Annotated in this window: 25 protein-coding genes; 14 read left to right on the top strand and 11 right to left on the bottom strand. The window is 68.9% G+C overall.

The genetic code is table 11. From position 1 onward, the window contains the following. Window positions 1–27 precede the first annotated feature (27 nt). The gene (locus LT965_RS07730; RefSeq protein WP_232703443.1) at window positions 28–654 is read left to right on the top strand and encodes a protein sorting system archaetidylserine decarboxylase; all 627 of its coding nucleotides are present in this window, start codon (window positions 28–30) and stop codon (window positions 652–654) included. 30 nt (window positions 655–684) lie between these two features. Beyond that, window positions 685–1,359: an HD domain-containing protein gene (locus tag LT965_RS07725; RefSeq protein WP_232703442.1), complete on the top strand. Its 675-nt coding sequence runs from the start codon at window positions 685–687 to the stop codon at window positions 1,357–1,359. 350 nt (window positions 1,360–1,709) lie between these two features. Here LT965_RS07725 and LT965_RS07720 read toward each other — a convergent pair whose 3' ends face one another. Next, complete coding sequence (locus LT965_RS07720) at window positions 1,710–2,453, bottom strand: DNA polymerase sliding clamp (protein ID WP_232703441.1); 744 nt, start codon at window positions 2,451–2,453, stop codon at window positions 1,710–1,712. A 244-nt stretch (window positions 2,454–2,697) separates the two neighbouring features. Between LT965_RS07720 and LT965_RS07715 the strand changes: the two genes are divergently transcribed. The 3 genes from LT965_RS07715 (at window position 2,698) to LT965_RS07705 (ending at window position 5,744) form a co-directional block, all read left to right on the top strand. Further along, window positions 2,698–4,014 carry a DUF4382 domain-containing protein gene (locus LT965_RS07715; protein WP_232703440.1) on the top strand — a complete coding sequence of 439 codons (1,317 nt, stop codon included), beginning with the start codon at window positions 2,698–2,700 and terminating at the stop codon, window positions 4,012–4,014. Window positions 4,015–4,258: 244 nt separating this feature from the next. Further along, window positions 4,259–4,918 carry an SOUL family heme-binding protein gene (locus tag LT965_RS07710; RefSeq protein WP_232703439.1) on the top strand — a complete coding sequence of 220 codons (660 nt, stop codon included), beginning with the start codon at window positions 4,259–4,261 and terminating at the stop codon, window positions 4,916–4,918. 52 nt (window positions 4,919–4,970) lie between these two features. After that, complete coding sequence (locus LT965_RS07705; protein WP_232703438.1) at window positions 4,971–5,744, top strand: 23S rRNA (uridine(2552)-2'-O)-methyltransferase; 774 nt, start codon at window positions 4,971–4,973, stop codon at window positions 5,742–5,744. Here the strand turns inward: LT965_RS07705 and LT965_RS07700 are convergent. From LT965_RS07700 to tatC (LT965_RS07685), 4 genes are all read right to left on the bottom strand, one after another. Beyond that, a complete protein-coding gene (locus LT965_RS07700) occupies window positions 5,741–6,910 on the bottom strand; it encodes a DUF7537 family lipoprotein (RefSeq protein ID WP_232703437.1) in 1,170 nt (389 codons plus the stop codon). The two genes, LT965_RS07705 and LT965_RS07700, sit on opposite strands and share 4 nt — an antisense overlap. Before the next feature lie 52 nt (window positions 6,911–6,962). Beyond that, a complete protein-coding gene (locus LT965_RS07695; RefSeq protein WP_232703436.1) occupies window positions 6,963–7,676 on the bottom strand; it encodes a queuosine precursor transporter in 714 nt (237 codons plus the stop codon). Next, window positions 7,666–7,842, bottom strand: coding sequence for a ribbon-helix-helix domain-containing protein (locus tag LT965_RS07690; protein ID WP_232703435.1), 177 nt, complete (start codon window positions 7,840–7,842; stop codon window positions 7,666–7,668). The genes LT965_RS07695 and LT965_RS07690 overlap by 11 nt, the downstream gene beginning before the upstream one ends. A 172-nt stretch (window positions 7,843–8,014) precedes the next feature. Further along, window positions 8,015–10,180, bottom strand: a complete 2,166-nt coding sequence (gene tatC / locus LT965_RS07685; protein WP_232703434.1) for a Sec-independent protein translocase TatC — start codon at window positions 10,178–10,180, stop codon at window positions 8,015–8,017. Between the two features lie 92 nt (window positions 10,181–10,272). Between tatC (LT965_RS07685) and tatC (LT965_RS07680) the strand changes: the two genes are divergently transcribed. The 3 genes from tatC (LT965_RS07680) (at window position 10,273) to LT965_RS07670 (ending at window position 14,879) form a co-directional block, all read left to right on the top strand. Further along, the gene (gene tatC / locus LT965_RS07680) at window positions 10,273–11,403 is read left to right on the top strand and encodes a twin-arginine translocase subunit TatC (protein ID WP_269782718.1); all 1,131 of its coding nucleotides are present in this window, start codon (window positions 10,273–10,275) and stop codon (window positions 11,401–11,403) included. A 308-nt stretch (window positions 11,404–11,711) separates the two neighbouring features. Continuing rightward, window positions 11,712–13,682: an endonuclease MutS2 gene (locus LT965_RS07675; protein WP_232703433.1), complete on the top strand. Its 1,971-nt coding sequence runs from the start codon at window positions 11,712–11,714 to the stop codon at window positions 13,680–13,682. Window positions 13,683–13,730: 48 nt separating this feature from the next. Next, window positions 13,731–14,879, top strand: a complete 1,149-nt coding sequence (locus tag LT965_RS07670; RefSeq protein WP_232703432.1) for a sensor histidine kinase — start codon at window positions 13,731–13,733, stop codon at window positions 14,877–14,879. On the opposite strand, the gene LT965_RS07665 is transcribed toward LT965_RS07670, so the two are convergent. Further along, window positions 14,854–15,699, bottom strand: a complete 846-nt coding sequence (locus LT965_RS07665) for a Rieske 2Fe-2S domain-containing protein (RefSeq protein WP_232703431.1) — start codon at window positions 15,697–15,699, stop codon at window positions 14,854–14,856. The two genes, LT965_RS07670 and LT965_RS07665, sit on opposite strands and share 26 nt — an antisense overlap. A 127-nt stretch (window positions 15,700–15,826) precedes the next feature. On the opposite strand from LT965_RS07665, the gene LT965_RS07660 reads away from it, so the two are divergent. Further along, window positions 15,827–16,600 carry a helix-turn-helix transcriptional regulator gene (locus LT965_RS07660; protein WP_232703430.1) on the top strand — a complete coding sequence of 258 codons (774 nt, stop codon included), beginning with the start codon at window positions 15,827–15,829 and terminating at the stop codon, window positions 16,598–16,600. Window positions 16,601–16,660: 60 nt separating this feature from the next. Continuing rightward, window positions 16,661–17,785 (top strand): ORC1-type DNA replication protein, encoded by a 1,125-nt coding sequence (locus tag LT965_RS07655; protein ID WP_232703429.1) that lies wholly within the window; start codon window positions 16,661–16,663, stop codon window positions 17,783–17,785. Between the two features lie 206 nt (window positions 17,786–17,991). On the opposite strand, the gene LT965_RS07650 is transcribed toward LT965_RS07655, so the two are convergent. Next, window positions 17,992–18,519 carry a DUF7504 family protein gene (locus LT965_RS07650; protein ID WP_232703428.1) on the bottom strand — a complete coding sequence of 176 codons (528 nt, stop codon included), beginning with the start codon at window positions 18,517–18,519 and terminating at the stop codon, window positions 17,992–17,994. A 136-nt stretch (window positions 18,520–18,655) separates the two neighbouring features. On the opposite strand from LT965_RS07650, the gene rpiA reads away from it, so the two are divergent. After that, on the top strand, window positions 18,656–19,330 hold the full coding sequence (gene rpiA, locus LT965_RS07645; protein WP_232703427.1) for a ribose-5-phosphate isomerase RpiA: 675 nt from the start codon (window positions 18,656–18,658) through the stop codon (window positions 19,328–19,330). A 69-nt stretch (window positions 19,331–19,399) separates the two neighbouring features. Here the strand turns inward: rpiA and LT965_RS07640 are convergent, their stop codons facing one another. Beyond that, window positions 19,400–19,567, bottom strand: coding sequence for a DUF1931 family protein (locus LT965_RS07640; RefSeq protein ID WP_232703426.1), 168 nt, complete (start codon window positions 19,565–19,567; stop codon window positions 19,400–19,402). A gap of 310 nt (window positions 19,568–19,877) precedes the next feature. Here LT965_RS07640 and LT965_RS16695 point away from each other — a divergent pair, with 310 nt between their 5' ends. Both LT965_RS16695 and LT965_RS07635 read left to right on the top strand, forming a co-directional pair. After that, window positions 19,878–20,027, top strand: coding sequence for a DUF7563 family protein (locus tag LT965_RS16695; protein WP_432419314.1), 150 nt, complete (start codon window positions 19,878–19,880; stop codon window positions 20,025–20,027). Window positions 20,028–20,065: 38 nt separating this feature from the next. Then, the gene (locus LT965_RS07635; protein WP_232703425.1) at window positions 20,066–20,299 is read left to right on the top strand and encodes a GIY-YIG nuclease family protein; all 234 of its coding nucleotides are present in this window, start codon (window positions 20,066–20,068) and stop codon (window positions 20,297–20,299) included. A 32-nt stretch (window positions 20,300–20,331) separates the two neighbouring features. Here the strand turns inward: LT965_RS07635 and LT965_RS07630 are convergent, their stop codons facing one another. Further along, entirely contained in the window at window positions 20,332–20,919 is a 588-nt protein-coding gene (locus LT965_RS07630; protein ID WP_232703424.1) for an NADPH-dependent FMN reductase, read from the bottom strand. Window positions 20,920–21,053: 134 nt separating this feature from the next. Here LT965_RS07630 and LT965_RS07625 point away from each other — a divergent pair, with 134 nt between their 5' ends. Further along, on the top strand, window positions 21,054–22,424 hold the full coding sequence (locus LT965_RS07625) for a phosphoglucomutase/phosphomannomutase family protein (RefSeq protein WP_232703423.1): 1,371 nt from the start codon (window positions 21,054–21,056) through the stop codon (window positions 22,422–22,424). Window positions 22,425–22,427: 3 nt separating this feature from the next. Here the strand turns inward: LT965_RS07625 and LT965_RS07620 are convergent, their stop codons facing one another. Further along, complete coding sequence (locus LT965_RS07620) at window positions 22,428–22,811, bottom strand: GNAT family N-acetyltransferase (RefSeq protein ID WP_432419313.1); 384 nt, start codon at window positions 22,809–22,811, stop codon at window positions 22,428–22,430. After that, the gene (samp2, locus tag LT965_RS07615; RefSeq protein WP_232703422.1) at window positions 22,801–22,998 is read right to left on the bottom strand and encodes a ubiquitin-like small modifier protein SAMP2; all 198 of its coding nucleotides are present in this window, start codon (window positions 22,996–22,998) and stop codon (window positions 22,801–22,803) included. Before samp2 ends, LT965_RS07620 begins: the two co-directional genes overlap by 11 nt. Between the last annotated feature and the right edge of the window lie 30 nt (window positions 22,999–23,028).

Below are 23,028 nucleotides of genomic sequence, written 5' to 3'. Positions count from 1 at the left end.
TCGGCGCTGGCCGTCCACAGTAGGGATATGTTCGCTCGCGGTTCCTGGAAGTGGGTGTACGCGCTCCCGTCGGCAGTCGTCGGGCTCGCGCTGCTGGCCGTCTCGTCGCTGTGGGGCGTGCTCGCGCTCGCCGTCTCCGGGTTCGTGCTCTGGTTCCACCGCGACCCCGAGCGCACGCCCCCACACGAGGGCGTCGCCTCGCCCGCCGACGGCAAGGTGTCCGTGATTCGCGAGGAGGACGGCCGCGTCCGCGTCGGCGTGTTCATGAACGTCACCGACGTGCACGTGAACCGCGCGCCCCTCGACGGCACCGTCGAAGCCGTCAGTCACCGCTCGGGTGGCCACCGCCCGGCGTTCGACAAGGAGTCCCACCACAACGAGCGCGTCCGCATCGACTGCGGCGAGTTCGAGGTGGTGCTCATCGCGGGCGCGTTCGCCCGCCGCATCCACCCCTACGTCGAGGCAGGCGACGAACTCGAGCGCGGGGACCGCATCGGCCACATCTCGTTCGGCAGTCGCGCGGACGTCCTCCTCCCCCGGGAGTACGACCGCGGGGACGTCGTAGTCGAGGAGGGCGAGAAGGTAGCGGCCGGAGAGACGGTGCTCGCTCGCCGCGACGGGCGCCGCGTGGAGCAGCCGCTCCGCGTCGAGTGATTTTTGGCCCGTGTCGCTGAACGGTCGCGCATGCCCAGCGACGACTCGTTGTTCGACCGCGTCGCGAGCAAGATGGCCGCCCACCTCGACGGAGACTCGTCGGGCCACGACGTGCACCACGCGTGGCGCGTCAACCGCGTCGGCACCCGCATCGCCGAGGCCGAAGACGCTGACCCCCGAATCGTCGGCGTGGCCGCGCTCGTCCACGACCTCCACCGGATCCGCGGCGACGGCTTTACGCACCCAGAGGAGACCATCCCGGAGGTCCGCGAGATCCTCGCCGACGCCGACGTCCCCGCGGACCTCGTCGACCCGGTCTGTCACTGCGTCGCCGTCCACGAGGAGTACGACTTCGAGGACGACCCCCTGACCGCCGAGACCGTCGAGGCGGAGGTGCTCCAGGACGCGGACAACCTCGACGCTATCGGCGCCGTCGGCATCGCCCGCGCGTTCCAGTTCGGCGGCGCGCACGGCAACCTCATGTGGGACGTGGACCGCCCGCTCCCCGAGGAGGAGGCCTACGAGAAGGACGCCGGCATCGACGACGACGCGCCGGGGAGCACCTTCCACCACGTCCACGCGAAGCTGCTGCGCCTCCACGAGAACATGAACACGGAGACGGGCCGCGAGATAGCGGCCGAACGCCACGCCTTCCTGGAGGAGTTCGCGGAGCGCTTTGCGGCCGAGTGGGAGGGGGAGTTGTAGCGGCCGACGGACTGACGGCTCCGCTCCCAGACGGATTCGAACAGGCGGCACGCTGGCTGGCAGGCCGGTGTGCCGCGCTCCCGCCTAGACCGGACCTGCCCTCGGATTACGTCACGCGCCGGGTTGGTCCCGGCCTGCTATTTGAACCTTCACAGCCGGCTCGCCAGCATCCGCGAGCGAGCGGTCCAACGGACCCGAGCAAAGCGGTTCACTCCGCGAGTGAGCGTAGCGAACGAGCGGAGGCCGACGACTGAGGGACGCGAAGCGGACTGAAGGAGGAGTGCTTTTAGCGTAGCTTTTGCCAGCGAACGAGGGCGCGTCAGCGCCCGAGTGAGTGCAGCAAAAGGTACCTAGTCGGACTGAATCCGCGGCGCCAGCATGTACGTCACGTGGCCCTGGGCTTCAGCGATGTCGAAGTGGAGTTTGACGGGGTACTCGTCGCCGAGTTCGAGTTCGACCTCCGCGTCCTTCGGGATTGCCTTGTTCATGTCCTTGAGGTAGTCGAGGCTGAACAGGCTGTGGGCGTCGCCGGCTTCCAGGTCGATGAGGTCGTCGCGGGTGAGTTCGAGGTGGACGTCGTCCGTGTCGCCCGCCGCGTCGACGTAGAACAGTTCGTCGGCGGTGTCGACGCCGAGCGCGATGTGGTCGGAGACCATGTCGGCGGCGCGGACGGCGCGGTCGATGTCCTTGCCCTCGACGACGACGTGCGCGGAGAGGTCGAGGTCCGGGATGTCGGGTTCCTGCCGGATGGAGTCGGGGTCGATGAGCGCGAGCGTGTACTCGAGACCCTCGATCTGGATGTGGAGCTTGCGCGTCTCCTCGTCGAGTTCGAGCTGGACGAGCTGGCCCGCGTCGGCCATGCCCGCGATGTCTTCGAGTCGAGAGAGGTTGACGCCGATGATGCCGCCGTCGGCCTCGTAGGACTCGAACGCGGCGGCCCCGAGGTCGAGGTCCACCATCCCGACGTTCGCGGGGTCGACGGCGCGGATGGAGAGTCCGTCCTCGTCGAGGTGGATCTTGCACTCGTCCACCAGCACGCTCACGGAGTCGAGTGTTTCCCGGAGCGTGTCGGCGCTCACAATCGCCTTGAACATATGAGAGTCGCTACGAAATCCGGGAATAAAAAGCCCCACGTTCCGCGTGCTCGCGAGACCGCAGGACGGCGTTCGCGTCGGCGCGCACCGTGCGTTCGGAGAGCGAACGAGAACCGTCGGAGGTGCTGACGGCAAGTCGTGGGTAAAAGCCCAGTTAATCGGGATTAATTCGGCTCCTCGGCGGCGCAATCCCGCTTCAGGGCGTCCCCCTTTTACGTGGCGTGGGTGACTGGGCCCGAGTGCAATGAGCCACACCGTACCGACGATACTGGTAGCCGCGCTGGTCGTCCTCGCCGGCTGCGCCGGCGGCATCGCGGGGCCGGACGCCACCGGCACCGAGTCGGCGGACGACAGCGGCACCGTCCAGTTCTACGTGAGCGACGAGGAGAACGCTATCGGACAGTTCGAACACCTGAACGTGACCGTCACGAGCGTCGGCTTCAAGAAGGGCGAGGCGGGCGGTGACGCGGATGCGTCCGGCGACGCGTCCGCGAACACGACGGACAACGAGACGACGACAACGACCACTGTAGAGACGACGACGGCCGCCAACGAGACGGCGACCACCACTGCCGAGAACGCCTCGGAGGAGACCGAGACCGAGGAGCCAGAGACCGAGACCAACGAGTCCGAGGACTCGGGTGACGGCGAGCGGGTCGAACGCGACGTCGACTCGCGGACCGTCGACCTGACCGAACTCCAGGGCGCCAACGCCACGCTGCTGGGCAACCTCAGCGTGCCGTCGGGCGAGTACGAGACGGTCTTCGTCCACGTCGGCGAGGTGAACGGGACGCTGAAGACGGGCGAGCAGGTGAACGTGAAACTCCCCTCCCAGAAGCTCCACCTGAACAAGGACGTCGAGGTGACGAGCGCGGGGAGCGTGAACTTCGTCTTCGACATCACCGTCTTCGAGGCGGGCAACAGCGGGAAGTTCATCCTGGAACCGGTCGCCAGCGAGTCCGGCACGGACGTCCCCATCGACGTCGTCGGCGGTGACGACGAGGACGAGCGGGAACTCCGCGCGAGCGTCGTCGGGAACGTCTCCGCCGGAGAGAACGCGACCGTGAAGGTCACCCAGGGCGGCGAACCCGTCGCCGACGCCGAGGTGCGCGTCGACGAGGAGGTCGTCGCCACGACGGACGCGAACGGTACCGCGACCGTCCAGGTGCCCGCCGACGTCGAGGAGTTCGAACTCCAGGCGAGCACCGGGGAGGACAGCGAGTACGGCGAAGGTGAGGCCGAACTCGAGTTCGAGTTCGACGAGAGCGAGGACAGTGAGGCGGACGACGACGAGACGAACGCGTCCACCGATCTCGCCGTCGCGTTCGAGGGTTCGTTCACTGCGGGCGAGAACGTCACGGTCGTGGTGACCGACGACGACGGTGAAGCCGTCGAGAACGCCACGGTCGCCGTGGACGGCGACGTCGTCGGCGAGACGAACGCCGACGGCGAACTGACCTTCGGCGTGCCGGCGAACGCGAGCGTGGACTCCGAGGTGACGGTGACGAGCGACGACGAGACGGTCACCGTCGACGCGTCGACGGTCGTCGCTGCGAACTGACGCACGGCGACCGCAGCGACTCGCGGTGTGTTCTTCTCGCGGTTTTCCGGTCGAAGGGACACCCTGGGGAGTGTCGCGGACTTCGAAGCCGCTGGACGCGGTGGGAGCCGCGTGCACTCCAGGGCCAGCAGTCACTCGGTCCGGTCGACGTGGCGGCGTTCGTGCTCCGGGACGTCCCCGAGATCGTCGTCCGATTCGTCGCCTCCGAGTGAACGCTTATTCTCCTCAGAGCCCTACGACTCGTATGCGTACCACCACCAGAGTCCTCGCAGCGGCCGCCGGAGTCGCCGCGACAGTGGGCCTCGCCGCAGCAGCCGTGACGTACCAATCCCGACAGACCGAGCGACTCGACTACGACACCGTCCTCACCCTCGACGGCGTCGAACTGCGGCGCTACCCGGAGACGGTGCTCGTCGAGAGCGCAGCCGAGGACCGCCGAGAGGCGTTCTCGCGGCTGTTCGGCTACATCAGCGGCGAGAACACCGGCGAGCGAGGCATCGAGATGACCGCGCCCGTCCGCATCGCGGGGACCCGGGTCCCGATGACGGCGCCGGTCCGAGTCCGGCCGACCGCGGTGCTACCCGGAGGTGGCGAGCGGTCAGCCGGCGAGGGCGTCCGGATGGCGTTCTACCTGCCCGCCGACTACACCGCCGACAGCGCGCCGGAGCCCACCGACCCCGACGTCGACCTCGTGACCGAGCCAGCACGGACGGTCGCGGTCCGCGAGTTCTCGTGGCGGCCGACCGACAGTCGCATCCGCGACCACGAGCGGCGACTGCTGGAGACCCTCGACGAGCACGGCATCGAGCCGACCGGCGACCCGTTCTTCCTCGGCTACGACTCGCCGGGCACCCTCCCGTTCCTCCGCACGAACGAGGTCGCAGTGCCCGTGCGGGCCGACTGACGGGGGAACGACGCGGTTTTCCGTTCACGCGGCGTAGCGCCGACAACTGACTATGGGGAACGGAAAGGACCACTACTACAACAAGTCGAAACAGGAGGGGTACCGGACCCGCGCCGCCTACAAACTGAAGCAGATCGACGACGAGTTCGGCCTGCTGTTCGGCGGCGCGACGGTCGTGGACCTCGGCGCGGCGCCCGGCGGGTGGCTGCAGGTCGCCGCCGAGGAGGCTGGAGCGCGAGGCCGCGTCATCGGTGTGGACTTCCAGCGCATCGACGACATCGACACCGAGGCGGGCGTGCAGACGATCCGCGGCGACATGACCGAGGCGGACACCCGCGAGCAGATCCGGCAGGCGGCAGGCACAGGTGGCGTCGACGTCGTGCTCTCGGACATGGCGCCGAACATGACTGGCGAGTACAACCTCGACCACGCGCGCTCGGTCCACCTCGCGCGACAGGCCCTCGACACGGCCCGCGAGGTGCTGACCGATGGCGGCCACTTCGCGGTGAAGGTCTTCGACGGCCAGGACTTCAAGGACTTCCTCGCGGACGTCGAGGAGGAGTTCGCGTTCACCCGGACGTACACGCCGGATGCGTCCCGTGACTCCTCCTCGGAGCTGTACGTCGTTGCGAAGAACCGCGTGGACGCGCCCGTCGAGGAGGGCGACGTCCTGGAGGTCGACGTCGTCGGCGAGGGCGACGAGGGCGACGGCGTGGCGAAGGTCGAGGGGTACACCATCTTCGTGCCCGACGCCGCGGAAGGCGAGACCGTCGAGGTCGAAGTGACCGACGTGAAGCCGAACTTCGGGTTCGCGGAGAAGCGCTAGTCCTCCAGGCGCTCGCGGAGTCGCTCGTACGTCGGCGTGTGGAAGACGACGTAGAGGCCGTTGGCGTCGTCGACGCGCACCGACGCTTCGTTCTCCTCGGTGTCGACGTCCGCGTCGAGCGCGACGAACGCCGCCTCCTGCTTCGAGTACCGGTAGACGTCGAGTTCGGACTCCGAGCCGTTCGCGGGGAGCAGCGACTCGTTGTACTGGAACGTGAGGAAGGCGTGGTCGTGGCTGGCTGCCGCCTGGACGGACGCGTACCAGGCGACGACGGCGTCCCCCAGCGGGTCCTCGGTGACGCCGACCGGCCTGGCCCTGACGTCGCCGTGGTTCGCGCGTTCGGGGACGCCGACGAGCGTGACGAGACCGCGGGACTCCCCCGAGAATCCCGCGGGGACGTCCGTCGTGAGGCGGCGGTCGTCGGACCCGAAGCCGCGGTAGTCGCCGTGGCGGCGCGCGTCGTCCACCCAGTCGGGGCGCTCGACGACCGTCTCCTCGACGGCCGAGAGTTCGTACGTCAGATTCACGGCCGTCCCGCTGCGGTCGTAGTGGTAGGCGGCCTCGACGATGCGGCCGTCCGGTGTGGCGAGCACGCGGCCGTGGACGTCCGAGAGCGCGGCGGCGGTCGTCTGGTTCGACGGTTCGACGTCCAGCCGCCAGAGCGTGCGGCCGTCACGCTCGACGGTCCCGTTCGGCGAGAGCGCCGGCGAGGCGCGGCCGTCGACGACGCCGAGCGTCTGCCTGAGTGCCGGCGGTGCCGCGAACTGGGCGCGCGGCGAGCGGTCGTGGCGCGCCGACCAGTTCGAGACGACGTACTCCGTGGCCGACTCGTCGGTAGCCCAGTACGACCTGCCGTCGGCGACGTAGACGTTCGCCGTCCCGCCGAGCGCCGATTCGCGTGCCACGCGAGCGGTGTCGTTCGCGCTCACGCGAGCGGTCACGCTGCCGCCGTGGCCCGCCGGTCCACCCGGGAGCGTGGCGGTGAACGACTCGTTCTCCAGCGATGCGACGTGCGCGTCGAGGAGCACCGTGGCGTTCACGGCGTCGTCCTCGACACCCGGCGGTGGCGACGGACCGTCGTCACCACTACCGAATGGGCCGAGTGCGCCGGTACAGCCGGCGAGCACGACCAGCGTGCAGACCGCGAGTGCCCTGGTTGCTGTCACGTACCGCGCTCTGGGATACGGGGTGATAAAAGTAGACGAAAGCGGGAACGGGCTACTCCGTGACCGGGGTGGTGCCGAGGCCGCGGTCGCGGAACGCGCCGACGACGGCGTAGACGAACGGCGTGTCCAGGACGGCGATGCCGAGTTTGAGCACGTACTGCCCGACGACCAGCGCGAGGATCTCGTCGAGCGTGTTCGCGGTGCCGACGCCGAAGAGGGTGGGCGCCGCCCAGAACGCGACGGTGATGAAGATGACCGTGTCGATGGCCTGGCTGGTCGCCGTCGACGCGACGTTCCGCACCCAGAGGAGGTCGCTGCCGGTGCGCTCGCGGATGGCGTGGAACGCGATCACGTCCCAGTTCTGGCTGACGACGTAGGCGAGCAGGCTGCCGACCACGACGTTCGAACTCGACCACAGCACGCGGGAGAACTCGCCCTGGCCGACCGGCGAGAACCCCGCGATGGGCGCCTCGATGGTGGTGTAGACGAGCGCGAGCATCACGAGCGTCATCGCGAAGCCGACGTTCACCATCACCTGGGCGGCCCGGCGGCCGTACAGTTCGGAGTAGCAGTCCGACGCGAAGAACGTCAGCGCGTAGGCCAACGCCGCGCCGGGCATCACGAGCGCCGACTCCGCGAACGGGAGGCTGAACGGGATCTCGAACAGCAGGATCTTCGAGGCGGTGAGCTGGGCGGTCACCAGCGCGGTGACGAACAGGCCGACGAGGACGATGCGGCCGGTCGCCAGTCGCTCCTCACTCCTCATCGTCGAGCCTCCCGTGGCGGTCGTCGATGTCGTCGAGGACGTCGAGGGTCTTCCGGATGGACGCCCGGATGGCGTCGCTGCGGTTCACGAACTTCCCGTCGTCGCCGACGTGTTCGTCGAGGTCCGCGAGGAGTTCCTCGGGCACCTCCACGCTGATCTTGGGCATATTACCCCAGTATTATCCAGAGAGTATAAGCGGTGCGTCTCGGCCGTGCCACTGGAACGTCGGTTCGAGGACTGCGTTACGAGCCAGCCACCACCGAGCCAACTGCTACTCGTCGTAGTGGGTCGCGTACAGAGAGCGGTCGAGTGAGACGTGCTACCGGTGCCGGAGCGAGTTACGCCTCAGAGGCCGGCGTCCGCGGCCCGCCGCGGCGGCCGCCGAGCGTGACGACGAACAGTATCCCCAGCCCCAGGAAGTACATCAGGATCATCGGGAGCGCGATGAGGAACATCGTGTAGAGGCTGTCCGGCGTGACGAGGGAACTGAACGCGAAGATGGAGAGCACGGGGACGCGCCAGCGCCGCCGCATCGTGTCGTAGGAGACGATGCCGCCGAGGTGGAACAGCACCATCGTCACCGGGATGTCCGCCAGCAGGCCGATACCGACGGTGAGCAGGAACACCATCCACGCGAAGTTGCTGACGGTGTAGCTGATGACCATCCCCGACTGGAGTGCGTCGTAGACGAGGAAGGAGATGAGCTCCGGCGCCACGAACGAGTAGCCGAGGTAGCTCCCGACCGCGAGGCCGCCGACGATGCCGCCGCCCCACACCAGGATGGTGCGCCGGTCGCCGGTGACGAGGCCGCGGTCGGCGAGCGCCGGCCACATGTAGTAGATCAGGATGGGGAGCACGCCGATGGTCGCCAGCACGGTCGAGATCTTCACCTGGAAGACGAGCGCCTCGACCGGGTGGAGCGTGATGGGCCACGCGACGTCGCCCGCCGGCTGGACGTCCTGGGGGATGCGCGCGATGAAGTCGTCGCGCAGCTCCGCGAACCCGCCGTAGTAGAACCACCCGAAGATGGTGACCAGAAGCGCCATGAACGTCCCGACGATGCGGAACGCCCGCGAGCGCAGGCTGCCGAGGATGAACCGGATGTCGTAGTAGTAGCCGCCGATGTCGTCCTCGGTCGTCTCCTCCTCGGTGAACGCGTCCATCATCCCCGCTGCCGTGCTCTGGACCGGGTTGGACTCGTCCTCGCTCTCCTCGGCCTGGGCCTCGAGTTCGGCCTGGACCTCGTCGAAGCGGTCGAGGATGGCCTGGGCCTTCTGGTCGTCACCGTCCTCGAGCGCGCGCTGGGCGGCGGCCATCGCCTCGTCCTCGCTCATCGACGCGAACTTCTCCGGGGGTGCGGCGCGGACGCCCTGGACGTCGACGACGTCGAGGTCGATCTCGGTGGGTGCGCCGCCGCCCGCCGCGGCGACCGCCTTCGCGGCGCGTTCGACGGCGACGTAGACGTAGTAGAACAGCGCCGCGAGCAGCGCGACCGCCGCGAAGATGGCGCCGAGCAGGAGGAAACTCGTCTCCGCCGGGACGCCGAACGTCGCCGCCGCGGTCGAGAGCCGCACCGACGACCCGATGGCAGCGAGACCGTCGTTGATCGCCGCGACGCCCTCGAAGTTGCCGAACGCGTAGCCCGCGCCGAACCCGAGGACGGCCACGCCGAGGATGCGGTTCCAGCGCTCGCGGAACACGCCACCGACGTCGACGTGTTCGCGGCCGCGTTTCATCGTCACGACGACCTTCGAGAGGTACAGCGACAGTCCGTACAGCAGGATAAGCGGCGTCGCCCACAGCAGTTGCGTGAACGGGTCCGGCGGGGAGAACATCGCGCCGAACGCGAAGATGCCCATCACGGCGTACTTCCACTTGTCCCGGAACGTCTCGTAGGGGACGATGCCGGTGTACGAGAGCGCCGACATCAGGAGAGGTAGCTGGGCCGCGAGCGCGAACGACAGTGCGAGGAAGAAGATGAACTCCGTCCACTTCACGATGGAGTACTTCGGCGCCAGCCCGGACCCCACGGCGTTCCCCGCCAGGAAGTCGAACATCAGCGGGAAGAACAGGAGGTAGGCGTAGGCGATGCCGACGGCGGCCAGCCCCAGGAACACCACGACGAAGCCGAAGACGTGGTACTTCGTGATGCGAAGCTCCGGGATCATGTCCCGCTCCCGTAGCGGTTCGCGGGCGTGGTAGAGGACGACCGGGACGATGAACGCGACGCCGGTGAACAGCCCGATCTTCACCTGCATCAGGATGACGTCGAACGGCGTCTGGGCGATGATTTCCGCGGTCTCGACGAGCAGGTCCTCGCGGAGTTCCGGCCAGACGTACAGTCGCATCGCGAAGATGCCGCCGACGAGACCGAGAGCGAACGCGATGAAGACGTGCTGGAGGCGCTTCTGTGCAGAGCGCAACAGCACGCCGACTGTCTCCCGGCCGGAGCCGATGGCACGCGCCGTGTCCGGATCCACGATGTCCGAGCCGGAGCTACTCATTGGAACCGGCTAACCCGCTCGCAATTATCAATCTTCCCGTCGACCGCCAAAAGAAAGCCTATAACGGACCCGCCGCCAAGAGGCGACCAGTAATGGCCGAGGAACCGGACGGCGGACGCGACGTGCACGGCGAGCGTGCGCCACGCGTCGACTGGAGTGGCCTCGAGCCAGCCGTCCGCCGCGTCGAGGACGCCCCCGCCGACCGCACCGACCGCACCGACTGGGGCGACCTCACCCCGGCCGTCCGCTCCATCGAACCCGGCGGCCGACTCGGCGACTGGAGCGACCTCACGCCCGCGATTCGCCCGCAGTCGAGCGGCGACGGGTGGACCGCCGAGGACTTCCACACCCCCGAGACCCGGGAGGGACCCTCGACGGCGTCGGACCCCCAGTTGCTCGCCGACGAGGAACACCAGGCCGACGAACCGGGCGACTCCGCCACGGAGACCGTCATCGAGCCGGACGAGACGCCGACGTCCGACGACGACCTGGTGGCGAGTGCGCCCGAGAGCGACGCCGAACAGCCCCTCGCCGTCCACATCGAGGAGATGATCAAGCGCCTCGCCATCGTCATCGCCGTGGCGGGGCTCGCCAGCGTCGTCGTCTTCCCGCTCACCGAGGGGCTCATCACCACCATCTGGAACTACGTCCTCCCGGGCGGCGAGGCCGTCGACCCCCGCGTTTACCACCCGCTGGAGCTCATCATCACGCAGGTGAAGGTCGCCAGCCTCGCCGGCCTCGTCGTCGCGCTCCCCGTCTTCGTCTACGAGTCCTACGCGTTCATGCGCCCCGGCCTGTACAAGCACGAGCGGCGCTACTACCTCGCGGCCGTCCCCAGCAGCCTCGTGCTCGCCGTGCTCGGCGTCCTGTTCGGCTATCTCCTCGTGCTCCCGTACACGATGGACTACTTCCAGGGGTACACCGAGGGCACGGCCGACGTCGCGTTCGCACTCGGCACGACGTTCAACCTCATACTGATGGTGATGGGGTACCTCGCCGTCGTCTTCCAGATTCCGCTGTTCATCATGCTCGCCATCATGCTCGGCGTCGTCACCCGGCGCTGGCTGGAGAGCCGCCGCCTGCTGTTCTGGGCGGCGTTCGCGGGGATCTCGTTCACGTTCGGCGCCATCGACCCGACCGGCGTCGTCCCCATCATCGTCGCCATCACTATGATCGCCCTCTTCGAGGGGACGCTCGCGCTGCTGCGGTGGACTGGAAATTAGTTGGCGGCTCTTCCTGCAACGCCAGAGTTCGAATGCAGACTTGCCTACTCCACGACCGACACCCTGGCGGACTGAAAGGGCGAGCGCCGGTCGGCGAACCCGGACGAAGTAAGCACCGCAAGGAGCGCAGCGAGAGTCACGTGAGCGTAGCGAACGTGACCTCGGAAGACGAGCGACGCGAGTCTTCCGGTGCCCGGGAGCCGAGCGACGCGAGGGCATTCTAACGGAGTCGTCGCCACCAACGGAGTACACACCACCTGACACGAACCCTCGTAAGACCTTTGGCGCGGGGCACGTAGGCCCGGGCGATGGAACTGGAGGCGATTCCGGGCGTGGGTGCGAAGACCGCGGACGCCCTCAGGTCGCTCGATGACCCCGAGGACGCCCTGGAGCGCGGCGACGTGGCGGCCGTCGCGGCCGCGCCGGGCGTCAGCGAGGGGCGGGCCGCGCGCATCGTCCAGGGCGCCATCCGCGCGCGCCACGACGACGACGGCGGCTTCCTCGCCACGGACCGCGCGCGGGAGGTGCACGAGGTCGTCCTCGAACTGCTGCAGGAGCGCGCGGTGACGGAGTACGCGAGCCAGCGGCTGCGGACGTTCTACCCGAGCGCCGTCGACTCGCGTATCGCGGAGGTCAACGAGTTCGCCGCGGCGGCGATGGAGCGCGACCCCGACCTCGCAGTGCTGGAGGCGCTGGACGGCGTCGAACCGCTGTCGCGGCCGGACAGTCTCGCGGTCCGGGACCGGTGTCTCGCCACGACCGACGCGGAGACGTACAGCGCGGCGCGGGAGACGTTCCCCGAGTTGTCCGTTGAAGTCGTCGAGGACGCCCGCGGCCTGGCGGATCTGGCGCGGGGGTACTCGACGGTGGTCGCGCTCGACGAGGCGTTCGTCGGCGTCGAGGTCGAGGGCGACGTGCGCGTCGAACCGGACGCGCTCGACCGACCGGAGGAGGTCGTGCCGGAGCGCGTGCTCTCCTTCTTCGCGACGAACCGCGACCGCATCCGGGCGGCCGTCGCGGTCCACCAGGCCGCGGGGCTGGAGACGGACGTCGACCTGGACGAACTGGACGCGGCGCTCGAACAGTTGGAGAGCGACGGGAGCGTCGCCGGCGACGAGGAACTCGACCGCCTGTCGACGGCCGTCGACGACCTCGACGCCGCCGTCTCGACGTCCGAGTCCGTGGCGAACGACCGGCTCCGGGAGGCCATCCAGGAGCAGGACGTGACCATCGAGGGCGCGGACCTGCTGAGCCTCGTGGAGCGCGGCGCGGGGGTCGACAGTCTGCTCTCCCGGGAACTCGCCGACGAGTACGCCGCGGCCGTCGACGCCGCCCGCGACAACCTCGTGGACGCACTCGACCTGCGGGACGGCGAGGCGGCGGTCGCGCGCCGGGCGTTCGGCGACGACCCGACGTTCCCGGTGACTCACGACGAGGAGGCGGTCTCGCGGCTCCGCGAGGACCTCACCGCGACCCGGGACCGGCGTGCCGCCGAGCGCAAGCGCGACCTCGCGGCGACGCTCGCGGACCTCCGGGAGCCGACGGGGGCGCTCGTGAACCGGGCGCTGGACCTGGACGTGGAACTGGCCGTCGCGCGGTTCGCCGACGACTTCGACTGCGTGCTCGCCGAGCGCGGCGGGCGCGGGTTCGACGTCGACGGCGGCCGCTCGCCCATCCTCGACGTCGACTTCGAGGACGTCGACCCCGTGGACTACGGCGTCGACGGCGTCTCGCTGCTGTCGGGCGTGAACTCCGGCGGGAAGACGAGCACGCTGGACCTCGTGGCCGTCGTCGTCGTGCTCGCGCACATGGGCCTCCCGGTGCCCGCCGAGTCCGCCCGCGTCCCCGAGGTCGAGGAACTCCACTACTACGCGAAGTCCCAGGGGACGCTGGACGCGGGCGCCTTCGAGGCGACGCTCCGGGACTTCGCGGGGCTCACGGAGGGCGCCGCGCGGAAACTCGTGCTCGTCGACGAACTCGAGTCGATCACGGAGCCCGGGGCGTCGGCGAAGATCGTCGCGGGCATCCTCGAGGAACTCCACGAGGCCGGCGCGTCTGGCGTGTTCGTCTCCCACCTCGCGGGCGAGATCGCCGAGCAGTGCGGCTTCGACGTGACCGTCGACGGCATCCGCGCGAGGGGGCTGGAGGACGGCGAACTCGTCGTCGAGCGCTCCCCCGTGAAGGACCACCTCGCGCGCTCGACGCCCGAACTCATCGTGGAGAAACTCGCGGAGGGCGGCGGCAGCGACTTCTACGGCCGGCTGCTGGAGAAGTTCTAGACGGCCGCTCCCACGACATTATTAGGACTGTTCGCGTACTTGGAGGAAATGAACGCCTGGGAGCGCTCCGTCTCCGCCGTCGGCGGACGACGACTCGTCGGCGCGCTCGGAGCGCTGTACGTCGTGCTCGCCGTCGGCTGGGTGCTCACTCAGGACCTCGGCGACCCGCTACTGGACGAACTCATCGTCTTCCTGCTGGTCGCCGGTCCCGGCTTCGTCATCCTCTACGGCGGGAGCCGACTGGACCGCTTCCAGGTCAACCCCGAGTTCTACCCGACCGTCGTTGCCTGGTGTTTCGGCGGGCTCGTAGTGATGCTCGCCGTCCTCGGGTTCTACAGCCTCCAGCCCGGCGAACAGGTCGACGAGCCGTCGGTCGTCCTCATCCTGACGGGACTCGCCAGCCTCGCCGGACTCGCCACCGGCATCTACAACGCGCAGGCCAGGACGCGGGCGAGCGAACTCGAGGACGCGGTCGAACAGCTGGCGGCGTCGAACGAGCGCCTCGAACAGTTCGCGTACGCGGCGTCCCACGACCTCCAGGAGCCGCTGCGGATGGTGTCGAGTTACCTCCAGTTGATCGAGAACCGATACGGCGACGACCTGGACGAGGACGCCGAGGAGTTCATCGAGTACGCGGTGGACGGCGCCGACCGCATGCGGACGATGATCGAGAGCCTCCTCGAGTACTCCCGCGTCACGACCGAGGGCGGGGCGTTCGAGCCGACGGACACCAACGCGGTCCTCGAGGACGTACTCACCGACCTCCAGCTACGGGTCGAGGAGACAGACGCGACAGTCACCGTCGACGACCTCCCCACGGTGCCCGCGGACTCGGACCAGCTCGCACAGGTGTTCCAGAACCTGCTCTCGAACGCGCTCAGGTACAGCGGCGACGAACCGCCGCGGATCCACGTGAGCGGCGAACGGACGGGTGACACCTGGCGGTTCGCCGTCGCCGACGAGGGGGTCGGTATCGCCGCCGAACACCAGGACCGCATCTTCACCGTCTTCGAGCAGGTTCACGGCCACGGAGCGGGAGAGGCCGGTGAGAGCGGCATCGGCCTCGCGATGTGCGAGCGCATCGTCGAACGCCACGGCGGCGACATCTGGGTCGAGTCCGACTCCGGTGAGGGAGCGACGTTCTACTTCACCATCCCGGCGACCGTCGACCCTACTCCGGCCGCGGGAGTGCCGTGAACGAGCGCTTCACGATGCTGAACGGGTCGTAGGCGGACTGATGGCAGGGGCAGTACGACTCGTCGCCGGCGTCGAACTTCGGCCCCTGGGGAGACTTGAACTTCGGCGTGCAGCAGTAGTGCGTGCACTTGTTCAGCACCGCCATGAACCCCTCGTCGGTGCTCGCGGCGAGCCACTCCGCCCCCTCGTCGTCGCCCTCCGCGGCCCGCTCGATGCGCGAACTCCGGAGTATCTGGACGGGGATCGGCGTGTCGACGTCCTGTGAGCGCCACGTGGCGAACGCACCCTTCCCGAGACCGTCGGTGCCGACGCCGTTCGTCCACGTCTCGTAGTCCGCGAAGTCCTCGACGGCGACGCGACCACTCGACGGCTGCCAGTCGTAGGCGCGGCCGCCGGACGCGTACCGGAAGTAGTTGTCGCCGTCGTACTCCGGGGAGAGCCCGCCGAGTCCCTGGATGCCGCAGTACTGGAACCACTGCGGCGAGTACTCGATGCCGCCGATCTCCTCGGTCTGGACGACGAGTTTCGTGCTCCCGTCCCTGGCTTCGACTTCCTCGAACCCGGTCCAGCGGCCCCTGAGGTAGCCCTCGTCGTCTATCTCGACGGGGATCTGGGGCATCGCGCGAGGGGCGGGCCCCTTGGTGTTCTCGATGCCGTAGTAGGCCACCGCGCCGCCGCCGACGCCAGACGAGGAGACCAGTGAGTTCACGGCGGCGACCCCGGCGGTGCCGGCGCTGGCCAGGCCGGCCGACCCGACCACGCCTTTCACGAACCGGCGACGGCCGGAGTTCGCCGGGTACTTGTCGTCGTTGGAGGACATACCTCGAACGCCCACTCGAATCCCCAAAAGCGTTGAATTCGGCGGCCTCCACCCGTCTCGCGCCACGATACCCAGTTCGTGAGAATCGTCGAAAACGACACCCACCGGACAGGAGTAGCCTCCGCACATGGTCTCCGACACGATACACGAGTTCGTCGCGCGCTCGGCCGTGCGGCGGGCCGTCCTCCACGCCGTCGCGGACGGTGGGGCGACCACCGACGACCTGCTCGCTGCCGTCGAGGGGAGTCGGTCGGCGGTGTACAAGGCCGTCGACGCGCTCTCGGAGGCGGGACTGGTGGTGCACGGCGACGACGACCTGGCGACGACGGGACTCGGCGACGTCGTGGCGGGCCGTCTCGCCGACCGCGAGCGTGTCGCCCGGTTGCTCGACGGCGACGGCTACTGGGAGTCCCACGACGCGAGCGTCCTCCCGACGCCGTTCCGGCGGCGACTCCCCGCGCTCGCCGACGCGGAGGTGGTCGAGAGCCCCGACACCTACCCGACGCGAGCGAGAGCGCGCGCGAAGTCGCTGCTGTCGTCGGCCGAGCGGGTCGACGCGTTCCTCACGGTCCGCGACCCCGAGCGCGCGGACGCGCTGACCGGGCGGGCGAGCGGTGCGCGAACTCGCGTCGTACTCGACGAGAGCCTCTCACCGGCGGACAGCGGCGTGTCGGCTTCCGAGGACGGCGTCTCCGTCCGGGCCGGCGACGCCCCGTGTGCGCTCTGTGTGACCGACGACGCGCTGCTCGTCCAGTTGCCCCACCTCGACGGCACCTTCGACGACCAGTCGTTCCTGCTGGCACGGACGGACCCAGCGCTGGCGTGGGGCCGGGACTACTTCGAGTTCGGGTGGCAGTCGGCGACGGTGCCGCCCGAGGAAACCGCCGTCAGCAGCCGGTAACGCCCCTCTTTACGGCCTCGTGGCGAAGCATTAAGTAGCTGTGAGAGCGTGGTGAAAGTGATGGACGACGACCCCGAAGAGGGGATGCTGGGCTGGGACGAGACCGTCTTCCGCGACGAGCACGTCCTCGAGATCGACTACGTCCCCGAGGTGTTCCGCCACCGCGAGTCCCAGCTACAGACCCTCCAGTACGCGCTCCGCCCTGCCGTCCGGGGGTCGCGACCGCTGAACGTGATGGTCCGCGGACCGCCCGGCACCGGGAAGACCACCGCCGTACAGAAGCTGTTCGGCGAACTCGGCGGCCAGCGCGGCGTGCGGACGGTGCGGGTCAACTGCCAGGTCGACTCCACGCGCTACGCCGTCTTCTCCCGCGTCTTCGAGGAGATCTTCGAGTACGAGCCGCCGTCCTCGGGCATCTCGTTCAAGAAGCTGTTCGGGCAGGTCGCCGAGCGGATCGCCGAGGAGGACGAGGTGCTCGTGGTCGCGCTCGACGACGTGAACTACCTCTTCTACGAGGGCGAGGCCTCCGACACGCTGTACTCGCTGCTGCGCGCCCACGAGACCCACTCGGGGGCGCGCGTCGGCGTCATCGTGGTGTCCTCGGACCTCGACCTCGACGTCATCGAGAACCTCGACAGCCGCGTGCAGTCCGTGTTCCGCCCCGAGGAGGCGTACTTTCCCTCCTACGACCGCGGAGATATCACGGACATCCTCCGGGACCGCATCGAGGTCGGGTTCCGCGAGGGCGCGGTGCCGACGACGGTGCTGGACAAGGTGAGCAAACTCACCGACGAGGCCGGCGACCTCCGGGTCGGTATCGACGTACTCCGGCGGGCCGGCCTCCACGCCGAGTCCCGCGCGAGCAAGACCGTCGAACCGCAGGACGTCGACGCCGTCTACGAGCAGGCCAAACACATCCACCTCTCGCGGAACCTCCGCGCGCTCTCCGACCAGGAGCGCGCGCTCGTCGAGACGGTCGCGAACTTCGACGGCGAGCAGGCCGGCGAGGTGTACGAGGAGTTCCGCGAGCGCACGGACCTCGGCTACACGCGCTACACGGAGATCGTCAACAAACTCGACAAACTCGGGCTCATCGAGGCCGAGTACGAGCAACTGGAGGGCCGCGGGCGCTCGCGGACGCTCCGCCTCGCCCACGACCCCGAGACGGTCAAGGAACAGCTCTAACGCACTTTTTGCGCTGCGGGGGTCGCTCCGCGACCCCCTCGGCAAAAACTTGCGGAAAAAGCACTCCTCCTTCCAGCCGCGGCGCTTCGCGCCGCGTTAGTCAGTCGTCGGCCTCCGCTCCCTGCGGTCGCGGAGTGAACCGCTTCGCTCGGGCTCGTTCGAGCCGCTCGCTCGCGGATGCTCGGAGGTCGGGTGTGGCGTCGCCGTCAGCGCGAAGAGGTTTCGAGGACGACGTCGAAGACGTCCTCGAGCGTCGTCATCACGTCGTCGCCGTGCGCGCTCGGGTCGACGTGGCAGTGGAACGTCCCGTCGGCGGCACGGACGCGGCCGACGCACACCTGCAGGAAGCGGTAGACGCGCGTCGGGCCGGTGTACTGCAGGAGTGTCGTGAGCGAGTCCAGACAGACGCCGGGCGTGGCGTCGGCCGGGAGCGCGTCGAGGAACTCGGAGACGGCGATTCCGATGCCGGTCAGGTCGCCGGGGTCGGAGACGGTGCGGACGCAGTCGGGGTGCGGGTACGTGGCGACGAACCGCGTGGGCGGCAGAGTCTCGGAGCGGCCGTCGAGCCACCCGCCGGGAGACTGCCGGATGGCGACGACGAAGGCGGCGTCGGCGTCCGCGAGGCGCGCGGCGCAGACGTGCTCGCCGTTCTCGACGCCCGAGGTGGGAAGCAACGCGAGAGTACCCTCGTCCGGTCGCTCGCTCGCCTCCCCCGGACGAGTTGCGCGTGTCATTCGTTCGTCTTGCGACGCCTCACCACCTTAGTTAACCACTGGATAAACCCGGTCGGCGGCAGTTCCGTCGGCACGGCGACGACCGGGTTCCCGCCGAGCGCGTGGGTTTTTGGTCGGGCGCGTGCCACAGTCCGCCATGAAGAACACGGGCGGCAGCGAGGCGGCGAAACGGCGGGCGGGAGAGGCCGCCGCCGACGAGGTGGCCGAGGGGATGGTGGTCGGCCTCGGGACGGGGAGCACGGCGGCGCACGCGATCCACGCGCTCGGCGACGCCGACGTCGACATCGAGGGCGTCCCGACCTCCTTCCAGTCGCGCCAGCGCGCCATCGAGGCGGGGATCCCGCTGACGACCCTCGAGGAGGCGTCCGTGGACGTCGCCATCGACGGCGCCGACCAGGTGGCAGGCGGCGACCTCGTGAAGGGTGGCGGTGCGGCCCACGCCCGGGAGAAACTCGTCGACGCAAGTGCGGACCGCTTCGTCGTCGTCGCCGACCCCTCGAAGGAGGCCGACGCGCTCGACTACCCGGTCCCCGTCGAGGTGCTGCCGGACGCCCACACGGTGGTCGCCGAGCGCGTCCGCGACCTGGGTGGCGACCCCGACCTCAGAGCCGCCGAACGGAAGGACGGGCCGGTGGTGACGGACAACGGCAATCTCGTCCTGGACTGCGCGTTCGGCCGGATCGAGCGTCCGGACGAACTCGCGGCGTCGCTGTCGGCGCTCCCTGGCGTCCTCGACCACGGCCTCTTCGTCGGGATGGCGGACGCCGTCTACGTCGGTACTGCGGACGGCGTCCGCGTCACGGAGCCGTAGCTACCGTCGGTACCGTGGACGGCGCGGTCGCTACGGGGCGCGAAAAATATCGAGAAGGTTGGAACCGAATTACAGGTCGCGCGGCTGGACGGTCTTTCGACCGTTGGATTCCGCGCGCTCGGCGGCGTCTTCGAGGAGTTCCGAAACTTCCTCGTCGAGTGCCTGGTAGAAGTCGGAGGCAACGTTCTTGTCGTTGAGTTCTTCCTTCACAGCGGCCTTGACGATGAGGTCTGCCATACAATCGGGTTTTTTCTTGCCCTCCTTATAAGGCTTCCCATAATCGGCGGCCTCATCCCCCTGTTGGCCCCTGTTCACGCCTGTATCGAGAAGGACCAACGCGACACCCCCTTGGAAGGAACTGTCTGTGGCGGTGCTGACGGGGTGGGCCGCTCGCCCGCGACAGCCACTCCGGCGGTAGTCTGCCGGCGCGTCGGCGTCCACGAACTGAGGTTCGGGTTGGAAGAAATTATGTTCCAATTTGGGAAAACTCCTTTAATCGTGTGCGGCGTACTCACACAGTGCCGACGACCCGTCGGCAACCACCCCCATGCCCCGCTGTGACCACTGTGACGGCCACGTGTCCGACGACTTCGTCCGCGTGTTCGCGGACGAGGACGGTCGGCTCATGGCCTGCCCGAACTGTTCGGCGAACGTCGGAATCGCCGAAGTGTCCCGCGACCGGGGGCGCAAGGCCTGACCGAAACACAGGTTACGCCCCGCCGTCACGTTTCGGTCGTGCACTACGTCTACGTCCTCGAGTGTAGCGACGGCACGTACTACACGGGCTACACGACCGACGTGGACCGCCGCGTAACCGAACACGACGCCGGCGAGGGCGCGAAGTACACCCGCGGCCGGACGCCGGTCGAACTCCGGCACGTCGAGTCCTACGAGACGAGAGCGGCGGCCATGAGCCGCGAACACGAGATCAAACAACTCTCGCGACCCGAGAAGGAACAGCTGTTCTAGGTGTCGTTCTACGCCGCTCCGAGTTCTCCCGTCTAGTCGTCGGCCTCGGTCTCCACTTCGACCGGGTGTTCGGCCGCGAGCAGTCGGCGACGGGTGGCCGCGAGGACACCCTCAACCATGCGCTCGATGCGGTCGGCGATGGCCTCGTCGACGAGTACGCCGTCCTCGAACTTCGAGGAGGCGTTGAGGATGCCGACCTGGTCGGGGACCACCTCCGCGTGGACGCCCCGCATCGTCACCCGCATGTGGTCCAGCGGTGACGCGATGGTGCCGCCGCCGGCGACCACGAGCAGGCCGACGACGGTGTCCTCGTACTCGTCGAAGCCACAGTAGTCGTGGAAGTTCCGGAACGTCGAGGAGTAGCTCCCGTGGTAGTTCGGGGAGCCGACGATGACGGCGTCGGCCCGGCGGACGCGGGCGAGCAGGTCGGCCGCGTCGCCCGAGTCCTCGACGGAACGGTCCGGGTGGTACAGTGGGAGGTCGACGTCGCCGAGGTCGACGTGGTCGGTCTCCGCGCCCGCTCGTTCCGCGACGGCGAGTGCGTGCTCGATGGCCTGTCGGGTGTAACTGCCGGCGCGACGGCTCCCGGAGATGCCGACGACGAGTGGGGGCCCAGTCATTACCCTACCGTTGGGGATAGTCGGTTAAACTCGCGGCGGTCGCCGTCGGGAATCACCGGCACTCGATTTCTGTAGATTCCGCGAGAGGTCCGGTCGACCACAGGGGTTTTGACGCGACGCAGCGACGTTGGACCATGGACGCCATCTCCTTCGGAACGGACGGCTGGCGCGCCACGCTGGACGTGTTCACGAGCGAGCGCGTCCGCGTGGTCGCGCAGGCCGCCGCCGACTACCTCGAGGACACGGGACACGCGGGTGAGACGGTCGCTGTCGGCTACGACGCTCGCGAGACGTCCCGCGGGTTCGCCGAGGACATCGCGGACGTGCTGGCGACGAACGGCTTCGACGTCCTGCTGCCCGAGCGGGACTGCCCGACGCCGCTGGTCTCCCACGCCATCGTCGAGCGCGACCTGGCGGGCGCGCTCGTCGTCACCGCCTCGCACAACCCGCCGGAGTACAACGGCGTGAAGTTCCTCCCCGAGGACGGCGCACCCGCGCTCCCCGAGGTGACGGAGGCCATCGAGGCGAACCTCCGGGAACCCGAGACGGACGAGCACACGGGCGACGTACGGGACGTCGACTTCGTCGCCTCGTACGCCGAGCACTGCCTGGACCTCGTGGAGGCGGACCTCTCCGGCCTCACGGTCGTCTACGACGCGATGCACGGGAGCGGGCGTGGCGTCACCGACGCCCTGCTCGAACGCGCCGGTGCCGACGTGATCTGCCAGCGCTGCGAGCGCGACCCCGACTTCGGCGGGACGGCGCCGGAACCCGACGAGGCGAACCTCCAGGGGCTCGCGATGGCCGTCGACGAACACGACGCGGACTTCGGGGTCGCCAACGACGGGGACGCTGACCGCGTCGCCGTCGTCACGCCCGAGCGCGGTGTCCTCGACGGCAACCGCTACTTCGCGCTCGTCTACGACTACCTCCTCGAGTCCGACACGGGGACGGCCATCCGCACCGTCTCCACGACGTTCCTCGTCGACCGCATCGCCGAAGCCCACGGCTGCGACGTCGTCGAGACGCCGGTCGGCTTCAAGTGGGTCGCGGCGGCGATGGGCGAACACGACGCGCTGTTCGGCGGCGAGGAGTCCGGCGGCTACACGATGCGCGGCCACGTCCGCGAGAAGGACGGCGTGCTGATGGCGCTGGTCGCGAGCGCCGCCGCCAGCGAACGGGACCTCGACGACCGCCTCGACGCCATCGCCGCCGAGCACGGCGAGATCCACCAGGACAAGCGCAGCGTCGACTGCCCCGACGACCGGAAGGCCGCGGTGCTCGCCGACCTCGAAACGCGGCTCCCCGAGGCGGTGGCGGGCGTCGCCGTCGAGCGCGTCAACGACACGGACGGCTTCAAGATCCTGCTCGCCGACGGCACGTGGCTGCTCGTCCGCCCGTCGGGCACGGAACCGAAGATGCGCGTCTACGCCGAGGGCGACAGCGGCGAACGCGTCGCGGAACTACTCGACGCGGGCGTCGACCTCGTCGAACCACTCGTCTGAGGATCAGTCGCGGACGCCGCGGTAGCGGTCGCCGTTCTGCTCGATGTCGAAGCCCAGCGAGTCGTAGAACGGTTTGACTGGAGGATCGAAGTCCGCAGTGAGCGGCGTCCACCGGTCGGCCGCCGCCTCGACGAGCGCGGAGCCGATGCCGCTCGCGCGCCGCTTCCGGCGGACGGCCACGGCCTCGACGTGAGCACCCTCGTCTCGGGATATCGCGACGAGCGCCCCGACGATGCGGTTGTCGTCGTCCGCGACGAACACCGTGCCAGCGTCGATACGGTCCGCGGCGGTGGTCGCGGAGAGTTCGAGGTTCGCGCCGTCGAGCACCCGCATCACACCGAGGTGGTCGCGGGTCGACGCTGGCCGGACGTCGACGCTACCCGCCACGGATGAGTCTGAGCACGCGCACGTGGTCGGTGTCGACCGGCTGGTCCTCGGGGACCGGGCGCCCCTCGACCATCACCGACACCTCGTGCGGGCTGAGCTCCACTACTTCGAGGAGGTCGGCGTACGTCTCGTCGGTCACGTCGAACTCGTGGGTGTCCTCGCCGACCACCTCGACGGTCACCTGCATGCAGTGGCGTAGCCGACGGGCGACCTTCAG

This window comes from Halobacterium wangiae (assembly GCF_021249345.1).
Classification (GTDB): domain Archaea; phylum Halobacteriota; class Halobacteria; order Halobacteriales; family Halobacteriaceae; genus Halobacterium; species Halobacterium wangiae.
This window is presented reverse-complemented; position numbering and strand designations above follow the sequence as displayed.

Bases quoted from the DNA above. Each gene is read 5' to 3' on its own strand.
- LT965_RS07730 (WP_232703443.1), top strand. From the start codon at position 28: ATGTTCGCTCGCGGTTCCTGGAAGTGGGTGTACGCGCTCCCGTCGGCA.
- LT965_RS07725 (WP_232703442.1), top strand. From the start codon at position 685: ATGCCCAGCGACGACTCGTTGTTCGACCGCGTCGCGAGCAAGATGGCC.
- LT965_RS07720 (WP_232703441.1), bottom strand. From the start codon at position 2,453: ATGTTCAAGGCGATTGTGAGCGCCGACACGCTCCGGGAAACACTCGAC.
- LT965_RS07715 (WP_232703440.1), top strand. From the start codon at position 2,698: ATGAGCCACACCGTACCGACGATACTGGTAGCCGCGCTGGTCGTCCTC.
- LT965_RS07710 (WP_232703439.1), top strand. From the start codon at position 4,259: ATGCGTACCACCACCAGAGTCCTCGCAGCGGCCGCCGGAGTCGCCGCG.
- LT965_RS07705 (WP_232703438.1), top strand. From the start codon at position 4,971: ATGGGGAACGGAAAGGACCACTACTACAACAAGTCGAAACAGGAGGGG.
- LT965_RS07695 (WP_232703436.1), bottom strand. From the start codon at position 7,676: ATGAGGAGTGAGGAGCGACTGGCGACCGGCCGCATCGTCCTCGTCGGC.
- LT965_RS07690 (WP_232703435.1), bottom strand. From the start codon at position 7,842: ATGCCCAAGATCAGCGTGGAGGTGCCCGAGGAACTCCTCGCGGACCTC.
- tatC (WP_232703434.1), bottom strand. From the start codon at position 10,180: ATGAGTAGCTCCGGCTCGGACATCGTGGATCCGGACACGGCGCGTGCC.
- tatC (WP_269782718.1), top strand. From the start codon at position 10,273: ATGGCCGAGGAACCGGACGGCGGACGCGACGTGCACGGCGAGCGTGCG.
- LT965_RS07675 (WP_232703433.1), top strand. From the start codon at position 11,712: ATGGAACTGGAGGCGATTCCGGGCGTGGGTGCGAAGACCGCGGACGCC.
- LT965_RS07670 (WP_232703432.1), top strand. From the start codon at position 13,731: ATGAACGCCTGGGAGCGCTCCGTCTCCGCCGTCGGCGGACGACGACTC.
- LT965_RS07665 (WP_232703431.1), bottom strand. From the start codon at position 15,699: ATGTCCTCCAACGACGACAAGTACCCGGCGAACTCCGGCCGTCGCCGG.
- LT965_RS07660 (WP_232703430.1), top strand. From the start codon at position 15,827: ATGGTCTCCGACACGATACACGAGTTCGTCGCGCGCTCGGCCGTGCGG.
- LT965_RS07655 (WP_232703429.1), top strand. From the start codon at position 16,661: ATGGACGACGACCCCGAAGAGGGGATGCTGGGCTGGGACGAGACCGTC.
- LT965_RS07650 (WP_232703428.1), bottom strand. From the start codon at position 18,519: ATGACACGCGCAACTCGTCCGGGGGAGGCGAGCGAGCGACCGGACGAG.
- rpiA (WP_232703427.1), top strand. From the start codon at position 18,656: ATGAAGAACACGGGCGGCAGCGAGGCGGCGAAACGGCGGGCGGGAGAG.
- LT965_RS07640 (WP_232703426.1), bottom strand. From the start codon at position 19,567: ATGGCAGACCTCATCGTCAAGGCCGCTGTGAAGGAAGAACTCAACGAC.
- LT965_RS16695 (WP_432419314.1), top strand. From the start codon at position 19,878: ATGCCCCGCTGTGACCACTGTGACGGCCACGTGTCCGACGACTTCGTC.
- LT965_RS07630 (WP_232703424.1), bottom strand. From the start codon at position 20,919: ATGACTGGGCCCCCACTCGTCGTCGGCATCTCCGGGAGCCGTCGCGCC.
- LT965_RS07625 (WP_232703423.1), top strand. From the start codon at position 21,054: ATGGACGCCATCTCCTTCGGAACGGACGGCTGGCGCGCCACGCTGGAC.
- samp2 (WP_232703422.1), bottom strand. From the start codon at position 22,998: ATGCAGGTGACCGTCGAGGTGGTCGGCGAGGACACCCACGAGTTCGAC.